The sequence below is a fragment of the Acidovorax sp. Leaf160 genome, from assembly GCF_001424265.1.
In the GTDB taxonomy this organism is placed as follows: Bacteria; Pseudomonadota; Gammaproteobacteria; order Burkholderiales; family Burkholderiaceae_C; genus Paracidovorax.
This window is the reverse complement of sequence record NZ_LMOV01000011.1, coordinates 1-19566: the sequence shown is the minus strand read 5'-3', so window position 1 is coordinate 19566 and position 19566 is coordinate 1. Positions and strand designations below refer to the sequence as shown.

13 protein-coding genes and 2 tRNA genes are annotated in these 19566 nt (G+C 69.1%); 9 read left to right on the top strand and 6 right to left on the bottom strand.

All coding sequences use genetic code 11. From position 1 onward, the window contains the following. Window positions 1-95: 95 nt before the first annotated feature. The 3 genes from ASF94_RS06390 (at window position 96) to ASF94_RS06380 (ending at window position 4105) form a co-directional block, all read left to right on the top strand. Window positions 96-2102 carry a U32 family peptidase gene (locus ASF94_RS06390; protein ID WP_056663278.1) on the top strand — a complete coding sequence of 669 codons (2007 nt, stop codon included), beginning with the start codon at window positions 96-98 and terminating at the stop codon, window positions 2100-2102. A 213-nt stretch (window positions 2103-2315) separates the two neighbouring features. Continuing rightward, complete coding sequence (locus tag ASF94_RS06385) at window positions 2316-3599, top strand: O-acetylhomoserine aminocarboxypropyltransferase/cysteine synthase family protein (RefSeq protein ID WP_056663275.1); 1284 nt, start codon at window positions 2316-2318, stop codon at window positions 3597-3599. 56 nt (window positions 3600-3655) lie between these two features. Next, window positions 3656-4105, top strand: a complete 450-nt coding sequence (locus ASF94_RS06380; RefSeq protein ID WP_056663272.1) for an energy transducer TonB — start codon at window positions 3656-3658, stop codon at window positions 4103-4105. A 72-nt stretch (window positions 4106-4177) separates the two neighbouring features. Here ASF94_RS06380 and egtB read toward each other — a convergent pair whose 3' ends face one another. Next, window positions 4178-5590: an ergothioneine biosynthesis protein EgtB gene (gene egtB / locus ASF94_RS06375; RefSeq protein ID WP_056663269.1), complete on the bottom strand. Its 1413-nt coding sequence runs from the start codon at window positions 5588-5590 to the stop codon at window positions 4178-4180. 61 nt (window positions 5591-5651) lie between these two features. Beyond that, entirely contained in the window at window positions 5652-6569 is a 918-nt protein-coding gene (gene egtD, locus ASF94_RS06370) for an L-histidine N(alpha)-methyltransferase (RefSeq protein WP_056663266.1), read from the bottom strand. Window positions 6570-6761: 192 nt separating this feature from the next. Between egtD and ASF94_RS06365 the strand changes: the two genes are divergently transcribed. Further along, entirely contained in the window at window positions 6762-7796 is a 1035-nt protein-coding gene (locus ASF94_RS06365; protein WP_056663263.1) for a metal-dependent hydrolase, read from the top strand. Between the two features lie 108 nt (window positions 7797-7904). Here the strand turns inward: ASF94_RS06365 and ASF94_RS06360 are convergent, their stop codons facing one another. The 3 genes from ASF94_RS06360 to purL form a co-directional block, all read right to left on the bottom strand. Further along, window positions 7905-8522, bottom strand: a complete 618-nt coding sequence (locus ASF94_RS06360) for an OmpW family protein (protein ID WP_056663260.1) — start codon at window positions 8520-8522, stop codon at window positions 7905-7907. Window positions 8523-8704: 182 nt separating this feature from the next. Beyond that, the gene (locus ASF94_RS06355) at window positions 8705-9814 is read right to left on the bottom strand and encodes a DUF808 domain-containing protein (RefSeq protein WP_056663257.1); all 1110 of its coding nucleotides are present in this window, start codon (window positions 9812-9814) and stop codon (window positions 8705-8707) included. A gap of 375 nt (window positions 9815-10189) precedes the next feature. After that, window positions 10190-14221, bottom strand: a complete 4032-nt coding sequence (gene purL, locus ASF94_RS06350; protein WP_056663254.1) for a phosphoribosylformylglycinamidine synthase — start codon at window positions 14219-14221, stop codon at window positions 10190-10192. A gap of 171 nt (window positions 14222-14392) precedes the next feature. Here purL and map point away from each other — a divergent pair, with 171 nt between their 5' ends. Both map and ASF94_RS06340 read left to right on the top strand, forming a co-directional pair. Continuing rightward, the gene (gene map, locus ASF94_RS06345; RefSeq protein ID WP_056663252.1) at window positions 14393-15208 is read left to right on the top strand and encodes a type I methionyl aminopeptidase; all 816 of its coding nucleotides are present in this window, start codon (window positions 14393-14395) and stop codon (window positions 15206-15208) included. Between the two features lie 108 nt (window positions 15209-15316). Then, window positions 15317-17980, top strand: coding sequence for a [protein-PII] uridylyltransferase (locus ASF94_RS06340; RefSeq protein ID WP_056663352.1), 2664 nt, complete (start codon window positions 15317-15319; stop codon window positions 17978-17980). Between the two features lie 17 nt (window positions 17981-17997). On the opposite strand, the gene def is transcribed toward ASF94_RS06340, so the two are convergent. Beyond that, window positions 17998-18537: a peptide deformylase gene (gene def / locus ASF94_RS06335; RefSeq protein ID WP_056663250.1), complete on the bottom strand. Its 540-nt coding sequence runs from the start codon at window positions 18535-18537 to the stop codon at window positions 17998-18000. A 57-nt stretch (window positions 18538-18594) separates the two neighbouring features. Between def and ASF94_RS06330 the strand changes: the two genes are divergently transcribed. From ASF94_RS06330 to ASF94_RS06320, 3 genes are all read left to right on the top strand, one after another. After that, entirely contained in the window at window positions 18595-19026 is a 432-nt protein-coding gene (locus ASF94_RS06330) for a YbaN family protein (RefSeq protein ID WP_056663245.1), read from the top strand. A 155-nt stretch (window positions 19027-19181) separates the two neighbouring features. Next, a tRNA-Asn gene (locus ASF94_RS06325) sits at window positions 19182-19257 on the top strand. Window positions 19258-19343: 86 nt separating this feature from the next. Continuing rightward, a tRNA-Asn gene (locus ASF94_RS06320) sits at window positions 19344-19419 on the top strand. Window positions 19420-19566 lie beyond the last annotated feature (147 nt).

Below are 19566 nucleotides of genomic sequence, written 5' to 3'. Positions count from 1 at the left end.
CGCGGGGCCGCGCCCGCCCTGCCTGCGCTGCGGTTCGCGCCGCCAGGGCCGGCGGCCCGTGCGCCGCACAGCCTGCCCTGGGATAATCCGGCCCCATGTCCCTGCTGCCCCACCAGATCGAACTGCTCTCCCCCGCCCGCGACGCCGACATCGGCATCGAGGCCGTGAACCACGGCGCCGATGCCGTCTACATCGGCGGCCCCGCCTTCGGGGCGCGGGCCGGCGCCGGCAACGACATGCGCGACCTGGAACGCCTCATCCGCCACGCGCACCGCTTCGGCAGCCGCATCTTCATCACGCTCAACACCATCCTGCGCGACGACGAGCTGGAAGGCGCGCGCCAGATGGCCTGGCAGGTCTACAACGCCGGCGCCGATGCGCTCATCATCCAGGACATGGGCCTGCTGGAGCTGGACCTGCCGCCCATCCAGCTGCACGCCAGCACGCAGGCCGACATCCGCACGCCCGAGAAAGCGCGCTTCCTGCAGGACGCGGGGCTCTCGCAGATCGTGGTGGCCCGCGAGCTGGACCTGGGCGAGATCGCCGCCGTGCGCGCCGCCACCGACCCGGCCCGCACCACCATCGAATTCTTCGTGCATGGCGCGCTGTGCGTGGCCTATTCGGGCCAGTGCTACATCACCCACGCCCATACCGGCCGCAGCGCCAACCGGGGCGACTGCAACCAGGCCTGCCGCCTGCCCTACGAGGTGCTGGACGCGGGCGGCCGCATCATCGCGCACGAAAAGCACGTGCTGTCGATGAAGGACAACAACCAGTCGGACAACCTGCGCGCGCTCATCGATGCCGGCGTGCGCAGCTTCAAGATCGAGGGGCGCTACAAGGACATGGGCTACGTGAAGAACATCACCGCCCACTACCGCAAGCTGCTGGACGAGATCATCGAGGAGCGCGAATTCACCGCGCAGCCGCTGGCGCGCTCGTCCTCGGGCCGCACCACCTTCAGCTTCACGCCCGACCCCGACCAGAACTTCAACCGCGAGTTCACCGACTACTTCGTCAACGGCCGCAAGGAAGACATCGGCGCGTTCGACACGCCCAAGACCCCGGGCCGCGCCATCGGCTGGGTGACCAAGGTGGGCGAGAACTTCGCCGAGCTGGAGCTGTCCAGCGCCGATACCGTGCTGCACAACGGCGACGGCCTCTGCTACTACGACCTGCAAAAGGAACTGGTGGGCCTGCAGATCAACCGCGCCGAGGCCATCAACGCCAAGAAGGGTCTGTGGCGCGTGTTCCCCAAGGACCCGATCGCCGGCTTCAAGGACCTGCGCCGCGGCCTGGAGGTGAACCGCAACCGCGACATGGAATGGGTGCGCACGCTGGACAAGAAATCCAGCGACCGCCGCATCGGCCTGTGGGCGCAGTTGGCCGAGACTCCGGACGGCTTGCGCCTGACGCTGACCGACGAGGACGGCTTCACCGGCAGCGCCGCCATCGTGCAGCCGCACGAGCCCGCCACCGACGCCGCCCGCGCCGAGGCCACGCTCCGCGAGCAGCTCGGGCGCTTCGGCGCCACCGTGTTCTTGGTGCACGACGTCGCGCTCACGCTGTCGCAGCCCTGGTTCGTGCCGGCTTCGGCGCTCAACCAGTTGCGCCGCGACGCGGTGGCCGCACTGGAAGCCGCGCGCACGGCCGGCTTCGTGCGCCTGCCGCGCGCCACGCCGGTGGAGCCGCCCGCGCCCTTCCCCGAAGACACCCTGAGCTACCTGGCCAACGTCTTCAACCACAAGGCGCACGACTTCTACGTGCGCCATGGCGTGAAGGTGATCGATGCGGCCTACGAGTCGAAGGAAGAGGAAGGCGAGGTGAGCCTGATGATCACCAAGCACTGCGTGCGTTTCTCGATGAGCCTCTGCCCCAAGCAGGCCAAGGGCGTGATCGGCGTCAAGGGCACCATCAAGGCCGAGCCGCTGCAACTGGTGAACGGCAAGGAAAAGCTCACCCTGCGCTTCGACTGCAAGCCCTGCGAGATGCACGTGGTGGGCCGCATGAAGAAGTCGGTGCTGAACCAGCATGCCCGGGAGATGCAGGCCACGCCGATGCAGTTCTACCGCACGCGGCCGGCGCCTGCATCGCTCTCCTAGCGACAGCGCCCTCCCCACGACACGCCGGGGCGACAGGCTTGCAGGGCCGTGCAACGCGGCCATCGACGGCGAGCGCATAAGCTCATCGCCAAAGATTCGACGACCTCGTGCCGGCACGGCGCCAGAATGGCCGCGACCCCTGCCCGACCCCTACCCGACTCCTGCGCCGGGGCGGCAGGACCGCATCCACCCCCCTTCAGGAGACCTGCGCGCATGAAGATCGAAACGCTTGCCGTCCACGCCGGCTATTCGCCCGACCCGACCACCAAGGCGGTGGCCGTGCCCATCTACCAGACGGTGGCCTACGCCTTCGACAGCGCCCAGCACGGCGCCGACCTGTTCGACCTGAAGGTGCCGGGCAACATCTACACCCGCATCATGAACCCCACCAACGACGTGCTGGAAAAGCGCGTCGCGGCGCTGGAAGGCGGCATCGCCGCGCTGGCGGTGGCCTCGGGCATGGCGGCCATCACCTACGCCATCCAGACGATCGCCGAAGCGGGCGACAACATCGTCTCGGCCGGCACGCTCTATGGCGGCACCTACAACCTCTTCGCCCACACGCTGCCGCAGCAGGGCATCACCACGCGCTTCGCCGACCCGCGCAACCCCGCCAGCTTCGCCCCGCTGATCGACGAACGCACCAAGGCGATCTTCATCGAATCCATCGGCAACCCGCTGGGCAACGTGACCGACATCCGCGCGCTGGCCGACATCGCCCATGCGCATGGCGTGCCGCTGATCGTGGACAACACCGTGCCCAGCCCCTACCTGCTGCGGCCCATCGAACACGGCGCGGACATCGTCGTGCATTCGCTCACCAAGTACCTGGGCGGCCACGGAAACAGCGTGGGCGGCGCCATCGTCGATAGCGGCAAGTTTCCGTGGGCCCGGCACAAGGCGCGCTTCCCGCGCCTGAACGAGCCCGATGCGAGCTACCACGGCGTGGTCTATACCGAAGCGCTGGGCGAGGCCGCCTTCATCGGCCGCGCCCGCGTGGTGCCGCTGCGCAATACCGGCGCGGCCCTGGCGCCGCAGAACGCCTTCCTGATCCTGCAGGGCATCGAGACCCTGGCGCTGCGCATGGACCGCATCTGCGACAACGCGCTGGCACTGGCGCGGTCGCTGCAGGCGCACCCCAAGGTCGAGTGGGTGCGCTACGCCGGCCTGCCCGACCATCCCGACCACGCCCTGGTGCAGCGGCAGCTCGGCGGGCGGGCATCGGGCATCCTGTCGTTCAGCCTCCGGCAGGACAGCGTCGACCCGCGCGCGGCCGGGGCGCGCTTTCTCGACGCGCTGCAGCTCTTCACGCGGCTGGTCAACATCGGCGATGCGAAGTCGCTGGCCACGCACCCGGCCTCCACCACGCACCGCCAGCTCGACGCGCAGGAACTCGCGCGGGCCGGCGTGACGGAGGGCATGGTGCGGCTGTCGGTGGGCATCGAGCACATCGACGATCTGCAGGCCGACCTGGCGCAGGCGCTGGCGGCGGTGTGAGGCCAGGCCGGAGCGCCGGAGCCGCTGCGCGGCCCAGGTGGCGCGATACTCGGGGGATGATGCATCACCGCACTCCCCTCGCCCGCCGCGCCGCAGCGCTGGCGGCCACCGTGTCCCTCGGCCTGCTGCTGGCCGCCTGCGGCAGCGGCCCTTCGGGCGCCGACAAGACGGAAGAAGACTTCATCGCCTACCGCAAGTCGCAAGACCTGATCGTGCTGCAGCAGCAGATCAGCCCACCGCTGGACGAGCCGCTCAAGCTGCTCGAATCGCCGGCGCCCCGCTATCCGTCCTACCTGATCACGCTCGGCACGCGCGGCGACGTGGTGGTCTCGTTCGAAGTTCTGCCGAGTGGCCGCGTGGGTGACGTGAAGGTGTTGCCCGGCACCGATGAGTCGCTGCACAAGCCGGTGGTGGATGCGCTGCGCGGATGGAAGTTCGCGCCCCTGAAGCGCGACGGCAAGCCGGTGCGGGTTCGCCTGCAGCAGACCTTCAAGATGGCGCCCTGATCGCGAACGCCACTGGCATTGCCGGCGTCGCCGGGTGCCCCAGCAGCTTCGCCGCGCCATGCCCTCCGTGCTTCAGGCGTCGCGTGCCAACCGGATGCCGCTCACCTGCCAGCGCGCCGTGGCCGGGAAGAAGTTGCGGTAGGTGGCACGCACATGGCCGGCGGGCGTCACGCACGAGCCGCCCCGCAGCACGTACTGGTTGACCATGAACTTGCCGTTGTATTCGCCCACCGCGCCATCGGCGATGCGAAAGCCCGGGTAGGCCGCATAGCTCGACTGCGTCCATTGCCAGGCGTCCCCGAAAAGCTGCGCGAGCGGCATGTCGCCAGTCAACTGCGTCCCCTGCGTGCCTTGGCTGCCTTGATTGCCTCGGTTGCCTTGGGCAGCGCGCGGGTGCCACTCGCCACTGTCGGCGAAATGCCCCGTGGAGCTGTCCGCGCCGGCAGCCGCCGACTCCCATTCGGCCTCGGTCGGCAGGCGCGCGCCGGCCCAGCGGGCATAAGCATCCGCTTCGTAGTAGGACAGGTGCACCACGGGGCGGTGGGGTGCCAGCGGGCTGGCGCCGCCCAGGGTGAATTCCTCCCAGGCAGCGGCACTCGCAGCGGGCACGGGGCCATCCGGCCGGGCTGGCGTCGGTGACTGCACCGGCCGCCAGTAGAGCGGATGGTTCAGCTGGTTCGACTTGCGCCAGTCCCAGCCTTCGGCCAGCCAGTGGGCCGGCTCCTGGTATCCGCCGTCTTCGACGAACGCCAGGTATTCGCCGTTGGTGACCAGGCGCGAGGCGAGCTGGTAGGGCTGCAGGCAGACGCGGTGGCGCGGCGACTCGTTGTCGAACGCGAAGCCGTCTCCGCTGTGGCCGATGTCCACCACGCCGCCGTCGAACCGCCGCCAGCCGAGCGGCAGCGCGGCCGGGTGCAACACCCCGCCCGCCGCGGGCGTGGCGCGCTGCTGCTGTTGCTCGTACGACGGCCAGAGCGGGTTGCACGACAGCAGGTGCTTGACGTCGGTCAGGATCAGCTCCTGGTGCTGCTGCTCGTGCTGCAGCCCCAACTCGACCAGTGCCTGCAGCGCGGCGTCGTCCGCCCGTTCCTGCAGCAGCTTGGCCATGCGGCCGTCCACGTTCATGCGGTAGGCCAGCACCTGCGGCAGCGCCGGCCGGGTGAGCAGGCCACGCTGCGCGCGCGGATGCTGTGCCCCCAGACCGTTGTAGTAGGAATTGAACAGCACGCGGAACGCGGGGTGGAAGGGCTGGAACCCACGCTCGTACGACTCCAGCACGAAGGTCTCGAAGAACCAGGTGGTGTGCGCCAGGTGCCACTTCACCGGGCTGGCGTCGGGCATGGACTGCGCGCAGCAGTCCTCATCCGTCAGCGGCATGGCCAATGCGGCGGTGGCCTGGCGTACGTCGTTGTAGCGTTGCGAGATGGCGCTGGGGCGGACTTGGCGCAACGGCGCACCGCCATGCGATGGAAGGGATCGGGTCATGGCGGTGCTGGCGTGAGTGGAGGGAAAGCGAGAAAGGCAAGAACGGGGGAAGGTCGCCGCGTCAGGGCCGGGCGTGGACCATGGCGTACCAGCCGCGCTCGTCGGTCCAGGCCTGGGCGCGCGAGAAGCCGGCGCTCGCCAGCAGCGCGGAGAACCCCGGCAGCGTGTACTTGTAGCTGTTTTCGGTGTGGATGCGTTCGCCCGCCGCGAATTCGCGCTTGCCACCGGGCCAGCGCACGCAGGCGCCTTCGCGCGCCTCCAGATGCATTTCGATGCGCGACTGGGCATCGTTGAAGAACGCGCGGTGCGTCCATTCACCGGGTGCGAAGTCGCTGCCGATCAGCCGGTTGACGTGCTCCAGCACGTTCAGGTTGAAGGCCGCCGTCACCCCGGCCGCGTCGTCGTAGGCCGCTTCCAGCACGCCCACGTCCTTGCGCAGGTCGACCCCGATCAGCAGCGCGCCGTCGCTGTCCACCAGCGCGCGCATGTGGCTCAGCAGTTCCTTCGCCTGCGCGGGATCGAAGTTGCCGATCGAGGAGCCCGGGTAGAACACCAGCCGGCGGGCACGGGGAATGTCGGCCGGCAGGTTGATGGCCTGGGTGATGTCGCCCGCCACCGCATGCGTGATGAGTCCCGGCACGGCGGCTGCCAGGCGGGCCACGCCCTCGCACAGAAAGTCGGCGGAAATGTCGACGCCCACGAAGCGTTCGGGCTGCAGCAGCTGGCAGAGCGTGCGGGCCTTCTCGCAACTGCCGGCCCCCAGTTCGACCACCGTGGTGCAGGGCCTGACAGCTTGCGCCATCGCCTCGCCGTGCGCATGCATCACGGCGTATTCGGTGCGCGTGGGGTAGTACTCGGGAACGCGGGTGATTTCCTCGAACAGCTCGGAGCCGCGCTGATCGTAGAAATACTTGGGCGAAATGCTGGCAGGCTGCTGTGACAGCCCCTGGATGATGTCGAAGTGCGCTGGATAGAGCATGGCAGTCTGGGGGCTGTGAAGGGGAGATGAAGGGGTGGCGCGACAGGTCGCCTGGCGGCATGGATGATTGGGTCATGCCGATATGACAGGATTGCAGAAGCACAGGCCTGCGGCTGTAGGACGTGCCCGCTTACCGCAGCGATTTCATCTGCGGACCCCGGGGGCGCCCTCGGCCTCTGCTAGGTTCGGCAGATGGATTCCTTCACGCAGATCGCACTCGGCTCCGCTGTCGCCGTCGCCGCCATGGGCCGGCGCACCGCGCCGTGGAAGGCCGCGCTCTGGGGCGCCGCCGCCGGCACCCTGCCCGACCTCGACACCTTCATCGACCATGGCGACGCCATCGCCAACATGGTGCTGCACCGGGCCGAGAGCCATGCCCTGCTCTACCTGAGCCTGCTGTCGCTGCCGCTCGGCTGGCTGGCGGCACGCGTGCACGGTCAGCAGCTGCTCTGGCGCCGTTGGTGGTTGGCGCTCTGGCTCGCACTCATCACCCACACGCTGCTGGACTGGATGACCGTCTACGGCACGCAGCTGCTGCGGCCCTTCGACGACACGCCGCTGGGCGTCGGCAGCATTTTCATCATCGACCCGGCCTACACGCTGCCGCTGACGGCCGGCGTGGTGCTGGCGCTGTGTCTGCGCGGCGGGCGCGGCCTGCGCTGGAATGCGCTGGGCCTGGCGCTCAGCACGGCCTATCTGGCGTGGAGTTTCGCCGCCCAGCAATATGTGGCGCAGGTGGCGCGCACGGCCCTGGCCGAGCGCGGGGTGAACGCCGAGCGTGTGCTCGTCACCCCCACTCCGTTCAACACGGTGCTCTGGCGGGTGGTGGCGATCACGCCCACGCAGTACCTGGAGGGCTTCTATGCACTGGCCGACGGCGACCGCCCCCTGCAGTGGACGACGCACGAACGCGGCGCCGACCTCATCGCACGCTATGGCCAGCACCCGCAGATCCGCCGCATCGCAGACTTCAGCCGGGGCTTCTGGCGGCTCTCGCAGGACGAGCGCGGCCACCTCTTCGTGACCGATCTGCGCATGGGCCAGGAGCCGGCCTACACCTTCCATTTCGATCTGGGCCCGGCGCCCGCGGTCGCGGCCGGGGGCGGATCGGTCACCCAGCGGTGGCAGCGCCCGGACATCGCGGCCGCCCTGCCCTCGCTCTGGCGGCGCATGTGGGGACACGGCGGCGGCAGCGGGCTGTTCGGCGCGGCGGACGCGCCGGGCTGATGTCCAGCCATTTCCGGCTCCCGCGCCGGTGGACTGGACTTTATTTGCTATTTATTTCATAGCAAACCAGATGACCACCGGACCGAGGCGCGCCACGCGCCAGAAGGCTCAGAAGCGCCAGCCCAGCCCCACGCCGGCCAGCACGGGATTAATCTTGAGCGTGCCCACCTGCTGGCCGGCCGCGAACACATCGGTCTTGATGAACACCTTCTTCACGTCGAAGTTCAGGTACAGGTTCTTCGCCACGGGGATGTCCACCCCGACCTGCAGTGCGCCGCCCCAGCTGCTGCGGTCGATGGACGGGCTCAGCGCGGCCTGTACGGCCGGATCGAACCGGACGCTCGAAAAGCGCGTGTAGTTCACACCGGCGCCCACGTAGGGCTTGAAGCCGCTCCACTGCGTGAAGTGGTACTGCGCCAGCAGCGCGGGCGGCAGGTGATTGAGCGTGCCAATCTGGCCCAGGCCGTCGGCGCGGATCTTCTGCTTTTGCGGCACCGTCAGGATCAGCTCCGCCGCCAGGTTGGGGCTGAAGAAATAGGTGATGTCCACTTCGGGCAGCACCTTGTCGTTGATCGACAGGCCCAGCCCAGTGGAGTCCTTGTTCACGCTGTCCAGGTGCACGGCGCGGGCGCGGACCAGCCAGGGGCCGTCTGCGGCCTGCTGGGCGAAGGCGGCAGCCGAAGTGAGGGCGCCCACGAGGGCGAGGGCCAGCCATTGCTTTTTCATAGGGAACTCGATGCGGTTGACCGGGGACGACCCCCGTGCCTGTATTGAGCGCCCCGCCAGCCGTGCGGGCCTTGCCGCAGATCAAACGCTATGGTGCCGTGCCGCGCCCTGGTTGATCTGCATCAGCCGGGGCGTGACGTCTGCGGCCCGTCCACCGGCGGTGGCGGCGGACGGGCTGCCGCTCAATGCGCGCTGGCGACGTCGTTTGCCGGCTTCTTGCCGCGCAAGCGCTGGATCAGCGTCACCACCCCCAGCACCACCGCACCAGCAACCACCCCCACCAGCGCGTTGAACAGGTGGCTGGCCAGGAAGGTCCACAAACCGCCCGCAGGCCACTGGGCGGCCAGCGCCGCCAGGCCTTCCACGCCGTGGGACACGGCGGGCACGCCATGCACCAGGATGCCACCGCCCACGAGGAACATGGCCGCCGTGCCGGCAATCGACAGGCCCTTCATCAGCCACGGCGCTGCGGCAACGATGCCGCGGCCCACGGCACGGGCGGCGCTGCTGCTTTTCTTGCTGAGCCACAGCCCCAGGTCATCGAGCTTCACGATGGCCGCCACCAGGCCGTAGACGCCGACCGTCATGACCACGGCGATGCCGGCCAGCACCATCACCTGTTGCGCGAAGGGCGCCTGGCTGACGGTGCCCAGCGTGATCGCGATGATCTCGGCAGACAGGATGAAGTCCGTGCGCACGGCGCCCTTGATCTTTTCCTTCTCGAAGGCGGCCATGTCCACCGGCGCGCCGGGTTTCGCCGCGCCGGATTTCGCCGCGCCGCTGGCATGTGCCACGGCCGCCGCCGGAGCGGTGACCGGGCTTGGGGTCGTGGCCGTGGCCGTGGCCGTGGCCGGCGCCAGTGTGTTGGCCTCCTTTTCCTGGTTCCCCGCTGGATCGTTGCGGTGCAGGAACTTGTGCGCCAGCTTCTCGAAGCCCTCATAGCAGAGGAAGGCGCCACCCACCATCAGCAGCGGCGTGACGGCCCAGGGCAGAAAGGCGCTGATCAGCAGTGCCGCCGGCACCAGGATGGCCTTGTTGACCAGCGACCCCTTGGCCACGGCCCAGACGACGGGCACTTCGCGCTCGGCCCGCACGCCTGCGACCTGCTGCGCGTTCAGCGCCAAGTCGTCGCCGAGCACGCCGGCCGTCTTCTGCGCGGCCACCTTGGTCATCATCGACACGTCGTCCGCCATCGCCACGCTCTTGCGGGCGGCGACCTTGGTCATCAGGGCCACGTCGTCCAGCACCGTGGCGATGTCGTCGAGCAGGGTGAGAAGGCTGGCACCGGCCATGGGAAAGGCTCCGCTGGGTTGGGAAACGGCCGATTATGGGATCGCCCGTTTGCCGCGCGATGCGTGCGAAGCGCGATGCAGCGCAGGACGGCGCCGCATCGTCGGGCACCTGCCCGCCTGCCCGCCTGCCGGCAGGACGGTTTGCGGGCACCGCCGCGCTGCGCTGCCGCCCTCCCCGTGTCTGCCGTGTCGCATCCAGACGGTGGCGGTCCAGCGGATGGCGCTGGCCGTCCGGTCAGTGCGGCAGAGTAGGCAGAGAGAGGCCTGGTGCCGCGCGCCCCGGCGGCGAAGGCGCTCGATTCGCCCGGCAGCCGGGCCTGCTCCAGCCCGCCTGGCAGCGCGCCGAGCGGACCGGCACCGCCCCGGCTCAGGCGATCAGCCGACCCACTTGCGGGCGTTGCGCCAGATGCGCATCCAGGGGCTGGCGGCGCTCAGGTCGCCGCTGGTCCAGCTCATCTGCACGTTGCGGAACACGCGCTCGGGGTGCGGCATCATGGCCGTGAAGCGGCCGTCGGCGGTGGTCACGGCCGTCAGGCCGCCCGCGCTGCCGTTGGGGTTCAGCGGGTACTGCTCGGTCGGCGCGCCGTGATGGTCCACGAAGCGCATCGCGGCGATGGCCTGCGCGGCGTTGCCCCGGCGGCTGAAATTGGCATAGCCCTCGCCATGCGCCACGGCGATGGGCAGGCGGCTGCCCGCCATGCCGGCGAAGAACAGGCTGGGCGACTCCAGCACCTCCACCTGCGACAGGCGCGCCTCGAAGCGCTCACTCTGGTTGGTGGTGAAGCGCGGCCAGGCCTCGGCGCCGGGAATGATGTCGGCCAGTTCGGCGAACATCTGGCAGCCATTGCACACGCCCAGGCCGAACGTATCGCGCCGGCCGAAGAAGCCCTGGAACTGCGCCGACAGGCGCTCGTTGAAGGTGATGGACCGCGCCCAGCCGATGCCCGCGCCCAGCGTGTCGCCGTAGCTGAAGCCGCCGCAGGCGACCACGCCCTGGAAGGCGGCGAGGTCGGCCCGGCCGGTCTGCAGGTCGGTCATGTGGACGTCGAAAGCCTCGAAGCCCGCTTCGGTGAACGCATAGGCCATCTCGACATGCGAGTTGACGCCCTGCTCGCGCAGGATGGCCACCTTCGGGCGGGCCAGGTTCAGGAACGGCGCGGCGACGTTCTCCAGCGGGTCGAACGTGAGCGCCACATGCAGGCCGGGGTCGGCCGGGTTGCCGGCGGCCGCGTGCTCGGCGTCGGCGCAGGCGGGGTTGTCGCGCTGCTGGCAGATCTTCCAGCTGACCGCATCCCACACCTGGTGCAGGTCGGCCAGGCGGGCGCTGAACACGCTCTTGGCGTCGCGCCACACCTGCAGCTCGCCCTTGCCCACGTCGATGGCGGACGACAGCGGGCGCGTCTTGCCGACGAAGTGGCTGAATTTCGACAGGCCATGTTCGCGCAGGGTCTGCATGACCTCGTTGCGCTCGGCCGTGCGCACCTGCAGCAGCACGCCCAGCTCTTCGTTGAACAGCGCCTTCAGCGTCATTTCCTCGCGCCGTGCGCTCACCTGCTGCGCCCAGTTCTTGGCGTCGCCGGTTTCCATGCGGCTGTCGCTGATGCCGTCGCCCTCGGTCACCAGCAGATCGACGTTGAGTGCCACGCCCACCTGGCCGGCGAAGGCCATTTCGGCCGCCGCCGCCAGCAGGCCGCCGTCGCTGCGGTCGTGATAGGCCAGGATGCGGCCCTGCGCGCGCAGCGCGTTCACGGCGTTGACCAGGTTCACCAGGTCCTTCGGGTCGTCCAGGTCGGGAGCCACGTCACCCGCCTGGTTCAGCACCTGGCCCAGGATGGAGCCGCCCATGCGGTTCTGGCCACGGCCCAGGTCCACCAGCACCAGCGTGGTGTCTTCCTCGGTGGCGTCGAGCTGCGGCGTGAGCGTGCCGCGCACGTCGGCCAGCGTGGCGAAGGCGGTGACGATCAGGCTGACGGGCGATGTCACCTTCCTGGCGATGACGGATTCGTCCTTCCCGCTGCCGGAGGGGCTCGTCCATACGGTGCGCATGGACAGCGAATCCTTGCCCACCGGGATGCTGATGCCCAGCTGCGGGCACAGCTCCATGCCCACGGCCTTGACGGTGGCGTACAGGTCGGCGTCTTCGCCCGCCTCGCCGCAGGCGGCCATCCAGTTGGCGCTGAGCTTCACGCGCGGCAACTCGATGGGCGCGGCCAGCAGGTTGGTGATGGCTTCGGCCACGGCCATGCGGCCCGAGGCGGGCGCATTGATCGCGGCCAGCGGCGTGCGCTCGCCCAGGCTCATGGCCTCGCCGGCGAAGCCCTTGAAATCGGCCAGCGTGACGGCGCAATCGGCCACTGGCACCTGCCAGGGGCCGACCATCTGGTCGCGGTGCGACAGGCCGCCCACCGTGCGGTCGCCGATGGTGATGAGAAAGCGCTTGGACGCCACCGTGGGGTGGGCCAGCACGTCGATCACCGCCTGCTGCAGCGCCACGCCGGTCAGGTCGATGGGTTGCAGCTCGCGGCGCACCGTAGCCACGTCGCGGTGCATCTTGGGCGGCTTGCCCAGCAGCACTTCCATGGGCATGTCCACCGGCAGCTTCTGCTCGCCCGATGCGACGGCCGTGTCGTCCAGCACCAGCTGGCGCTCTTCGGTGGCGGTGCCGATCACGGCGAAGGGGCAGCGCTCGCGTTCGCAGAAAAGGCGGAACTGCTCCAGCGATTCCGGCGCGATGGCCAGCACGTAGCGTTCCTGGCTTTCGTTGGACCAGATTTCCTTGGGGGCCAGGCCCGACTCTTCGAGCTGCACGGCGCGCAGGTCGAAGCGCGCGCCGCGGCCCGCGTCGTTGGTCAGCTCGGGGAAGGCGTTGGAGAGGCCGCCCGCGCCCACGTCGTGGATCGCCAGGATGGGGTTGGCCGCGCCTTGCGCCCAGCAGTGGTTGATGACCTCCTGCGCGCGGCGCTCGATCTCGGGGTTGCCGCGCTGCACGGAGTCGAAGTCGAGCTCGGCCGCGTTCGCGCCGGTGGCCATGGAGCTGGCCGCGCTGCCGCCCATGCCGATGCGCATGCCGGGCCCGCCCAGCTGGATCAGCAGCGAGCCGGCCGGGAATTCGATCTTCGTGGTCAGGCCCGCATCGATGGTGCCCAGGCCGCCCGCGATCATGATGGGCTTGTGGTAGCCGCGATCGACGCCGCCCACGGTCTGCTCGTATTCGCGGAAATAGCCCAGCAGGTTGGGCCGGCCGAATTCGTTGTTGAAGGCCGCGCCGCCCAGCGGGCCCTCGACCATGATCTGCAGCGGGCTGGCGATGTGCTCGGGCTTGCCGAATTCACCGCCCCAGAGCTTGGACACGGTGAAGCCGGTCAGCCCCGCCTTGGGCTTGGAACCCCGCCCGGTGGCGCCCTCGTCGCGGATCTCGCCGCCCGCGCCGGTCGATGCGCCCGGGAAGGGCGAGATCGCCGTGGGGTGGTTGTGGGTTTCCACCTTCATCAGCACATGGTTCAGGGCGCTACTCTTTTCATAGCTGCTCACGCCCAGTGCACCTGCGCCAGTGGCCGTTTTGGCGATGAAACGCTCGACCTGGGAGCCTTCCATGACGGAGGCGTTGTCCGAATACGCCACCACGGTGTGCTGCGGTGCCAGCTGGTGCGTGTTGCGGATCATGGCGAAGAGGCTCTTGTCCTGCTTCTCGCCGTCGATGGTGAACTGCGCGTTGAAGATCTTGTGGCGGCAGTGTTCGCTGTTGGCCTGCGCGAACATCATCAGTTCCACGTCGGTCGGGTTGCGCTTCAGCGCCGTGAAGGCGTTGACCAGATAGTCGATCTCGTCCTGCGCCAGCGCCAGGCCCCAGCGGGTGTTGGCGGCTTCCAGGGCAGCGCGGCCGCCGCCCAGCACGTCGACGAATTCGATCGGCGCGGCGGGCAGTTCGGTGAAGAGCGCGGCGGCGCCGGCGAGGTCTGGCACCACCGATTCGGTCATGCGGTCGTGCAGGAGCGCGGCGACCTGCTGGAGCTGCTCGGCCGACAGGCCGGGCGTGCCGCCCAGCAGGCCGGACTTGAGCGCCAGGCGGTATTCGGTCACGCGCTCGACGCGGCGGATTGCCAGGCCGCAGTTGCGCGCGATGTCGGTGGCCTTGGAAGCCCAGGGCGAGACGGTGCCCAGGCGCGGCGTGACGATGATGGCCGGGCCGTCCACGGGGCCGGCATAGGCGTCGCCGTAGGTCAGCAGCGCCGCCAGGCGTTCGCGCTCGGCCGGCGTGGGCGCGGCGTCGGTCGCCACCAGGTGCACGAAGCGCGCCGCAATGCCGGTGATCTTGGGATGGATGGCCTGGAGGGAGGGCTGCAGTTGCTGGGCGCGGAAGCTGCTGAGAGCGTTGCCGCCCTCCAGCTGGGTCATGTGCAAGGTCACGGTGGCGGCCTGTGTGAGGGGAGAGGAGAACGGGGGCGAAGCAGGTGGCGAGAGGCCGCTGAATGGGGCCGGCGCGCCGGAGGCGTTCGGAAAACCCGGCATTTTAACGGCGCCGCACGGCCTTGCCGCGCCGCCCCGGCATCGGCCGGGGGCGGGTGGGATAATTGCGCCATGAGCATCACCATCAAAGACGCGGCCGGCATTGCCGGCATGCGCGAGGCCTGCCGGCTGGCCTCCGAAGTGCTGGACTACATCACGCCCCACATCCGCCCCGGCATCACCACCGCCGAGATCGACCGCCTCGGCGCCGAATGCATGGCAGCCCAGGGGACCGTGTCGGCCACCATCGGCTACCAGCCACCGGGCTACCCGCCCTACCCCGGCCACCTCTGCACCTCGGTCAACCACGTGGTCTGCCACGGCATTCCCAACGACAAGCCGCTGAAGAAAGGCGACATCGTCAACGTGGACGTGACGGTCATCACCAAGGACGGCTGGTACGGCGACAACAGCCGCATGTTCCTGATCGGCGACTGCTCCATCGCCGCCAAGCGCCTGTGCGCCCTGACGTTCGAGGCCATGTGGCTGGGCATCCAGCAGGTCAAGCCCGGCGCGCGGCTGGGCGACGTGGGCCACGCGATCCAGAAGTTCGCCGAAGGGCACGGTCTGTCGGTGGTGCGCGAATTCTGCGGCCACGGCATCGGCCAGAAATTCCACGAAGAGCCGCAGGTGCTGCACTACGGCCGCCCCGGCACGCTGGACGAACTGGTGCCCGGCATGATCTTCACCATCGAGCCCATGCTGAACCTGGGCCGGCGCGAGATCAAGGAACTGGGCAACGACGGCTGGACCATCATCACCAAGGACCGCAGCCTGTCGGCCCAGTGGGAACACACCGTGCTGGTGACCGAAACCGGCTACGAGGTGATGACGCTCTCGGCCGGCTCGCCGCCGCTTCCGTCCTTCGTGACCGCCGCCACGACCTGACAGGCTTCGGCTTTCCTCGCCCGGCGGTGGCCGGGCAACGCGGGGGTGCTACTTTGTACGGATCTTGCATGCACCGCGCGCATGACTCGCAAGACCCAGACCACGCCCATGTCCGCCCTTCCCAGCCCGCCCGCGACGATCGAACTGCCCGCCCTGCGCGACGCCTACCGGGCGGACAAGGCGGCTTTGCTGGGGGCGCTGCAGCCCGGCGGCGTGTCCACGCGCGGCATCCGCTCCTTGCTGCTGAAGCTGTCTTCGCTGGCCGACGGCCTGCTGTGCCAGCTCTGGCAGCGTGCGGGCCTGCCTTCCACCGTGGCGCTGGTGGCGGTGGGCGGCTATGGCCGCGCCCAGCTGTTTCCCTATTCCGACGTGGACGTGCTGGTGCTGCTGCCCGACGCACTCTGCCCGGACCGCAGTGACGCCCCCCCCGGCGGCGCGGCCTGTGACGAGGACGGGGGCGACACGCTGCGCAGCGCCCTGGAGACCTTCATCGGCAGCTGCTGGGACACGGGCCTGGAGATCGGCTCCAGCGTACGTACCGTGGCCGAATGCCTGAGCGAATCCGCGGGCGACGTGACGGTGCAGACCTCGCTGCTGGAGTCCCGCCTGATCTGCGGCAATGCAGCGCTCTTCACCGAATTCCGCCGCCGCTACCTGGAGCAGATGGACGCGGCCGCCTTCCTGGTCGCCAAGACGCTGGAGATGCGCCAGCGCCACACCAAGTACGAAGACACCCCCTACGCGCTGGAGCCCAATTGCAAGGAATCGCCCGGCGGGCTGCGCGATCTGCAGACCATCACCTGGGTGGCGCGTGCGGCCGGGCTGGGCAGCACCTGGCGCAATCTCGCCGCCAGCGGCCTGGCCACGCCCTTCGAGGTGCGCCAGATCGAGCGCAACGAAGCGCTGCTGTTCCTGATCCGCGCGCGGCTGCACCTGGTGGCCGGGCGGCACGAGGACCGGCTGGTGTTCGACCTGCAGACCGCCGTGGCCGAATCCTTCGGCTACCGCTCCACCTCGCCCGACGGCAAGCGGCTGGCCATGCGCGCCAGCGAGACGCTGATGCGCCGCTACTACTGGGCCGCCAAGGCGGTGTCGCAGCTGAGCCAGATCCTGCTGCTGAACATCGAGGAACGGCTCTCGCCCTCCACCCACGAGCTGCGCCCGATCAACGAGCGCTTCTTCGAGAAGGCCGGCCTGATCGAGGTGGCGAGCGACGACCTCTACCAGAAGCACCCGCACGCCATTCTGGAAACCTTCCTGCTCTACGAAACCACGGGCGGCCTGAAGGACCTGTCGGTGCGCACGCTGCGGGCGCTCTACAACGCGCGCGGCGTGATGAACGCGGCCTTCCGCCGCGACCCGGTCAACCGCGCCACCTTCATGCAGATCGTGAGGCAGCCGGCCGGCATCACCCACGCCATGCGGCTGATGAACCAGACCTCCGTGCTGGGCCGCTACCTCTGGCCTTTCCGCCGCATCGTCGGGCAGATGCAGCACGACCTCTTTCACGTCTACACGGTGGACCAGCACATCCTGATGGTGCTGCGCAACGTGCGGCGCTTCTTCATGCCCGAGCACGTGCACGAATACCCGTTCTGCTCGCAGCTGGCGGGCGGTTGGGACAAGCCCTGGCTGCTGTATCTGGCGGCGCTGTTCCACGACATCGGCAAGGGTCGCGGCGGCGACCATTCGCAGATCGGCGCCGAAGAGGTGCGCCACTTCTGCCGTCAGCACGGCGTGGACAAGGCCGACACGGCGCTGATCGAGTTCCTGGTGCGCGAACACCTGTCCATGAGCCAGGTGGCGCAGAAGCAGGATCTGTCGGACCCGGACGTCATCGGCGCCTTCGCGCTGCGCGTGGGCAACGAGCGCAACCTGACCGCGCTCTACCTGCTGACGGTGGCCGACATCCGCGGCACCAGCCCCAAGGTCTGGAACGCCTGGAAGGGCAAGCTGCTGGAAGACCTGTACCGCGCCACGCTGCGCACCCTGGGCGGCCGCGCGCCCGATGCCGCCGCCGAGGTGGAAGCGCGCAAGCGCGAGGCGCTGGTGCTGCTGGCCCTGAGCGCGCAGCCGGCGCACGGCCACCTCAAGCTCTGGGACACGCTGGACGTGAGCTATTTCATGCGCCACGAAGCGGCCGACATCGCCTGGCACACCCGCCACCTGGCGCGGCTGGTGGGCGCCGACAAGCCGGTGGTGCGCGCGCGCCAGTCGCTGGTGGGCGAAGGTCTGCAGGTGATGGTCTATGCGGCCGACCAGCCCGACCTGTTCGCGCGCATCTGCGGCTATTTCGACCGCGCCGGCTTCAGCATTCTGGATGCGCGGGTCCACACGGCCCGCAACGGCTATGCGCTGGACACCTTCCAGGTCGTGGCCTCCACCCAGGCAGGCCACTACCGCGAACTGACGCACATGGTGGAGAGCGACCTGATGCGCGCCATCGCGGAAGGGGGCGCCCTGCCCGAGCCGACACGCAAGCGCCTTTCGCGCCGCGTGCGCAGCTTTCCGGTGGCGCCCCGCGTGACGCTGCGCCCGGACGAGAAGGCGCAGCGCTGGCTGATCTCGATCTCGGCTGCGGACCGCGCGGGCCTGCTCTACATGGTGGCCCGGGTGCTGTCGCAGCACCAGCTGAGCGTGCAGCTCGCCAAGGTCAGCACGCTGGGCGAACGGGTGGAAGACACCTTCCTGGTGCAGGGCCCGGAGCTGCAGAACAATGCCCGGCAGATCAAGATCGAGACGGAACTGCTGAAGGCGCTGGCCGACGGCTGAGCGGGCGGCGCCCGGGCTCAGTCGTCCTCGGCCGCGCTGATGCCCGGAAACAGCACCTCGGTGAAACCGAACCGGCTGAAGTCCCGCACCCGCATCGGGTAGAGCTTGCCCCAGAGGTGGTCGCATTCGTGCTGCACCACGCGCGCGTGGAAGCCCTCGGCCACGCGGTCGATTGGGTCGCCGAACGGATCGAAGCCGGTGTAGCGGATGCGCGAGAAGCGCGGCACGACGCCCCGCAACCCGGGAACCGAGAGGCACCCCTCCCAGTCCTCCTCTTCCTCGTCGCCCAGCGGGGTGATCACCGGATTGACCAGGGTGGTGCGCGGCACCAGGGGCCGGTCGGGGTAGCGCGGGTTGTGCTGGTCCGAGCCGAAGATCACCACCTGCAGGTCCACACCGATCTGCGGCGCAGCCAGGCCCGCTCCATGCACCGATTCCATGGTCTCCAGCAGGTCGCGCACCAGCGTGTGCAGTGCGTCGGTATCGAAGGCGGTGACGGGCTGCGCCACGCGCAGCAGGCGCGGATCGCCCATTTTCAGAATGGTGTGGATGGTCATGTGGAACGCGTTGCTTCAGGCGGGCCGCGAGCATAACGCCGCAGGCACAATCGCAGCATGCCCGCCCCGCACCAGCCGCCGCCGCAGCAGCAGCTGCCGCCGCCCCCTCCGCATGCCCCGCTGCCGCTTGTGGTGCGCTGGCTGCTGCTGGCCTTCGCGGGGCTGTGCCTGGTGATGGGCGTGGTCGGCATCTTCGTGCCGGGCCTGCCGACCACCGTGTTCATCCTCATGGCAGGTTGGGCCGCGGCGCGCAGCTCGCCCCGCCTGCATGCCTGGCTGTGGCGGCATCCGCTCTTCGGCTCGATGCTGCGCAACTGGGCCAACGGTGGCTGCGTGAGCCGCCGCGCCAAGTGGAGCGCCACGGCGCTGATGGCACTGTGCGCCGTGGTGCTGGTGGTGAGCAACGCGCCGCGCTGGGCTGCCGTCACGGCCAGCCTGTGCATGGCCTGCGTGCTGGCCTGGCTCTGGCGCCGGCCGGAGCCGCGCTGACCCGTGTGACCCGCGCTGACCCGTGTGACCACCGTGCAGGAAGCGGCGCCGGGCCCTTTGCAAGCCGGTGATGGCGCTGCCGCGGGCGTGTTCGGGGTGCCTTCGCATCGACGAAGTCAAAACCCCGTTTTTTGTGTATATAATCGCAGGCTTGTTCCTCGATAGCTCAGTCGGTAGAGCGCCGGACTGTTAATCCGTAGGTCCCTGGTTCGAGCCCAGGTCGAGGAGCCAGATTTTCAAGCCAGGTACCCTGCAATCGCATGGGGTGCAGGCAGCGTCAGTCAGTCAGTCAACAAGTCAGTATTCATACCGAACATTCCTCGATAGCTCAGTCGGTAGAGCGCCGGACTGTTAATCCGTAGGTCCCTGGTTCGAGCCCAGGTCGAGGAGCCAACGTTCAAAGGCCGCCCTTCAACAAGGCGGCCTTTTTCTTTGCCCTGACCCGTCCTACCCAGAGTTGACACCTGGGCCTTGCACAAAGGGCAGGAGTCATGGAATCGAGTGTCAAACGGACGCAGCGCGACTACACGCAAGCTTTTA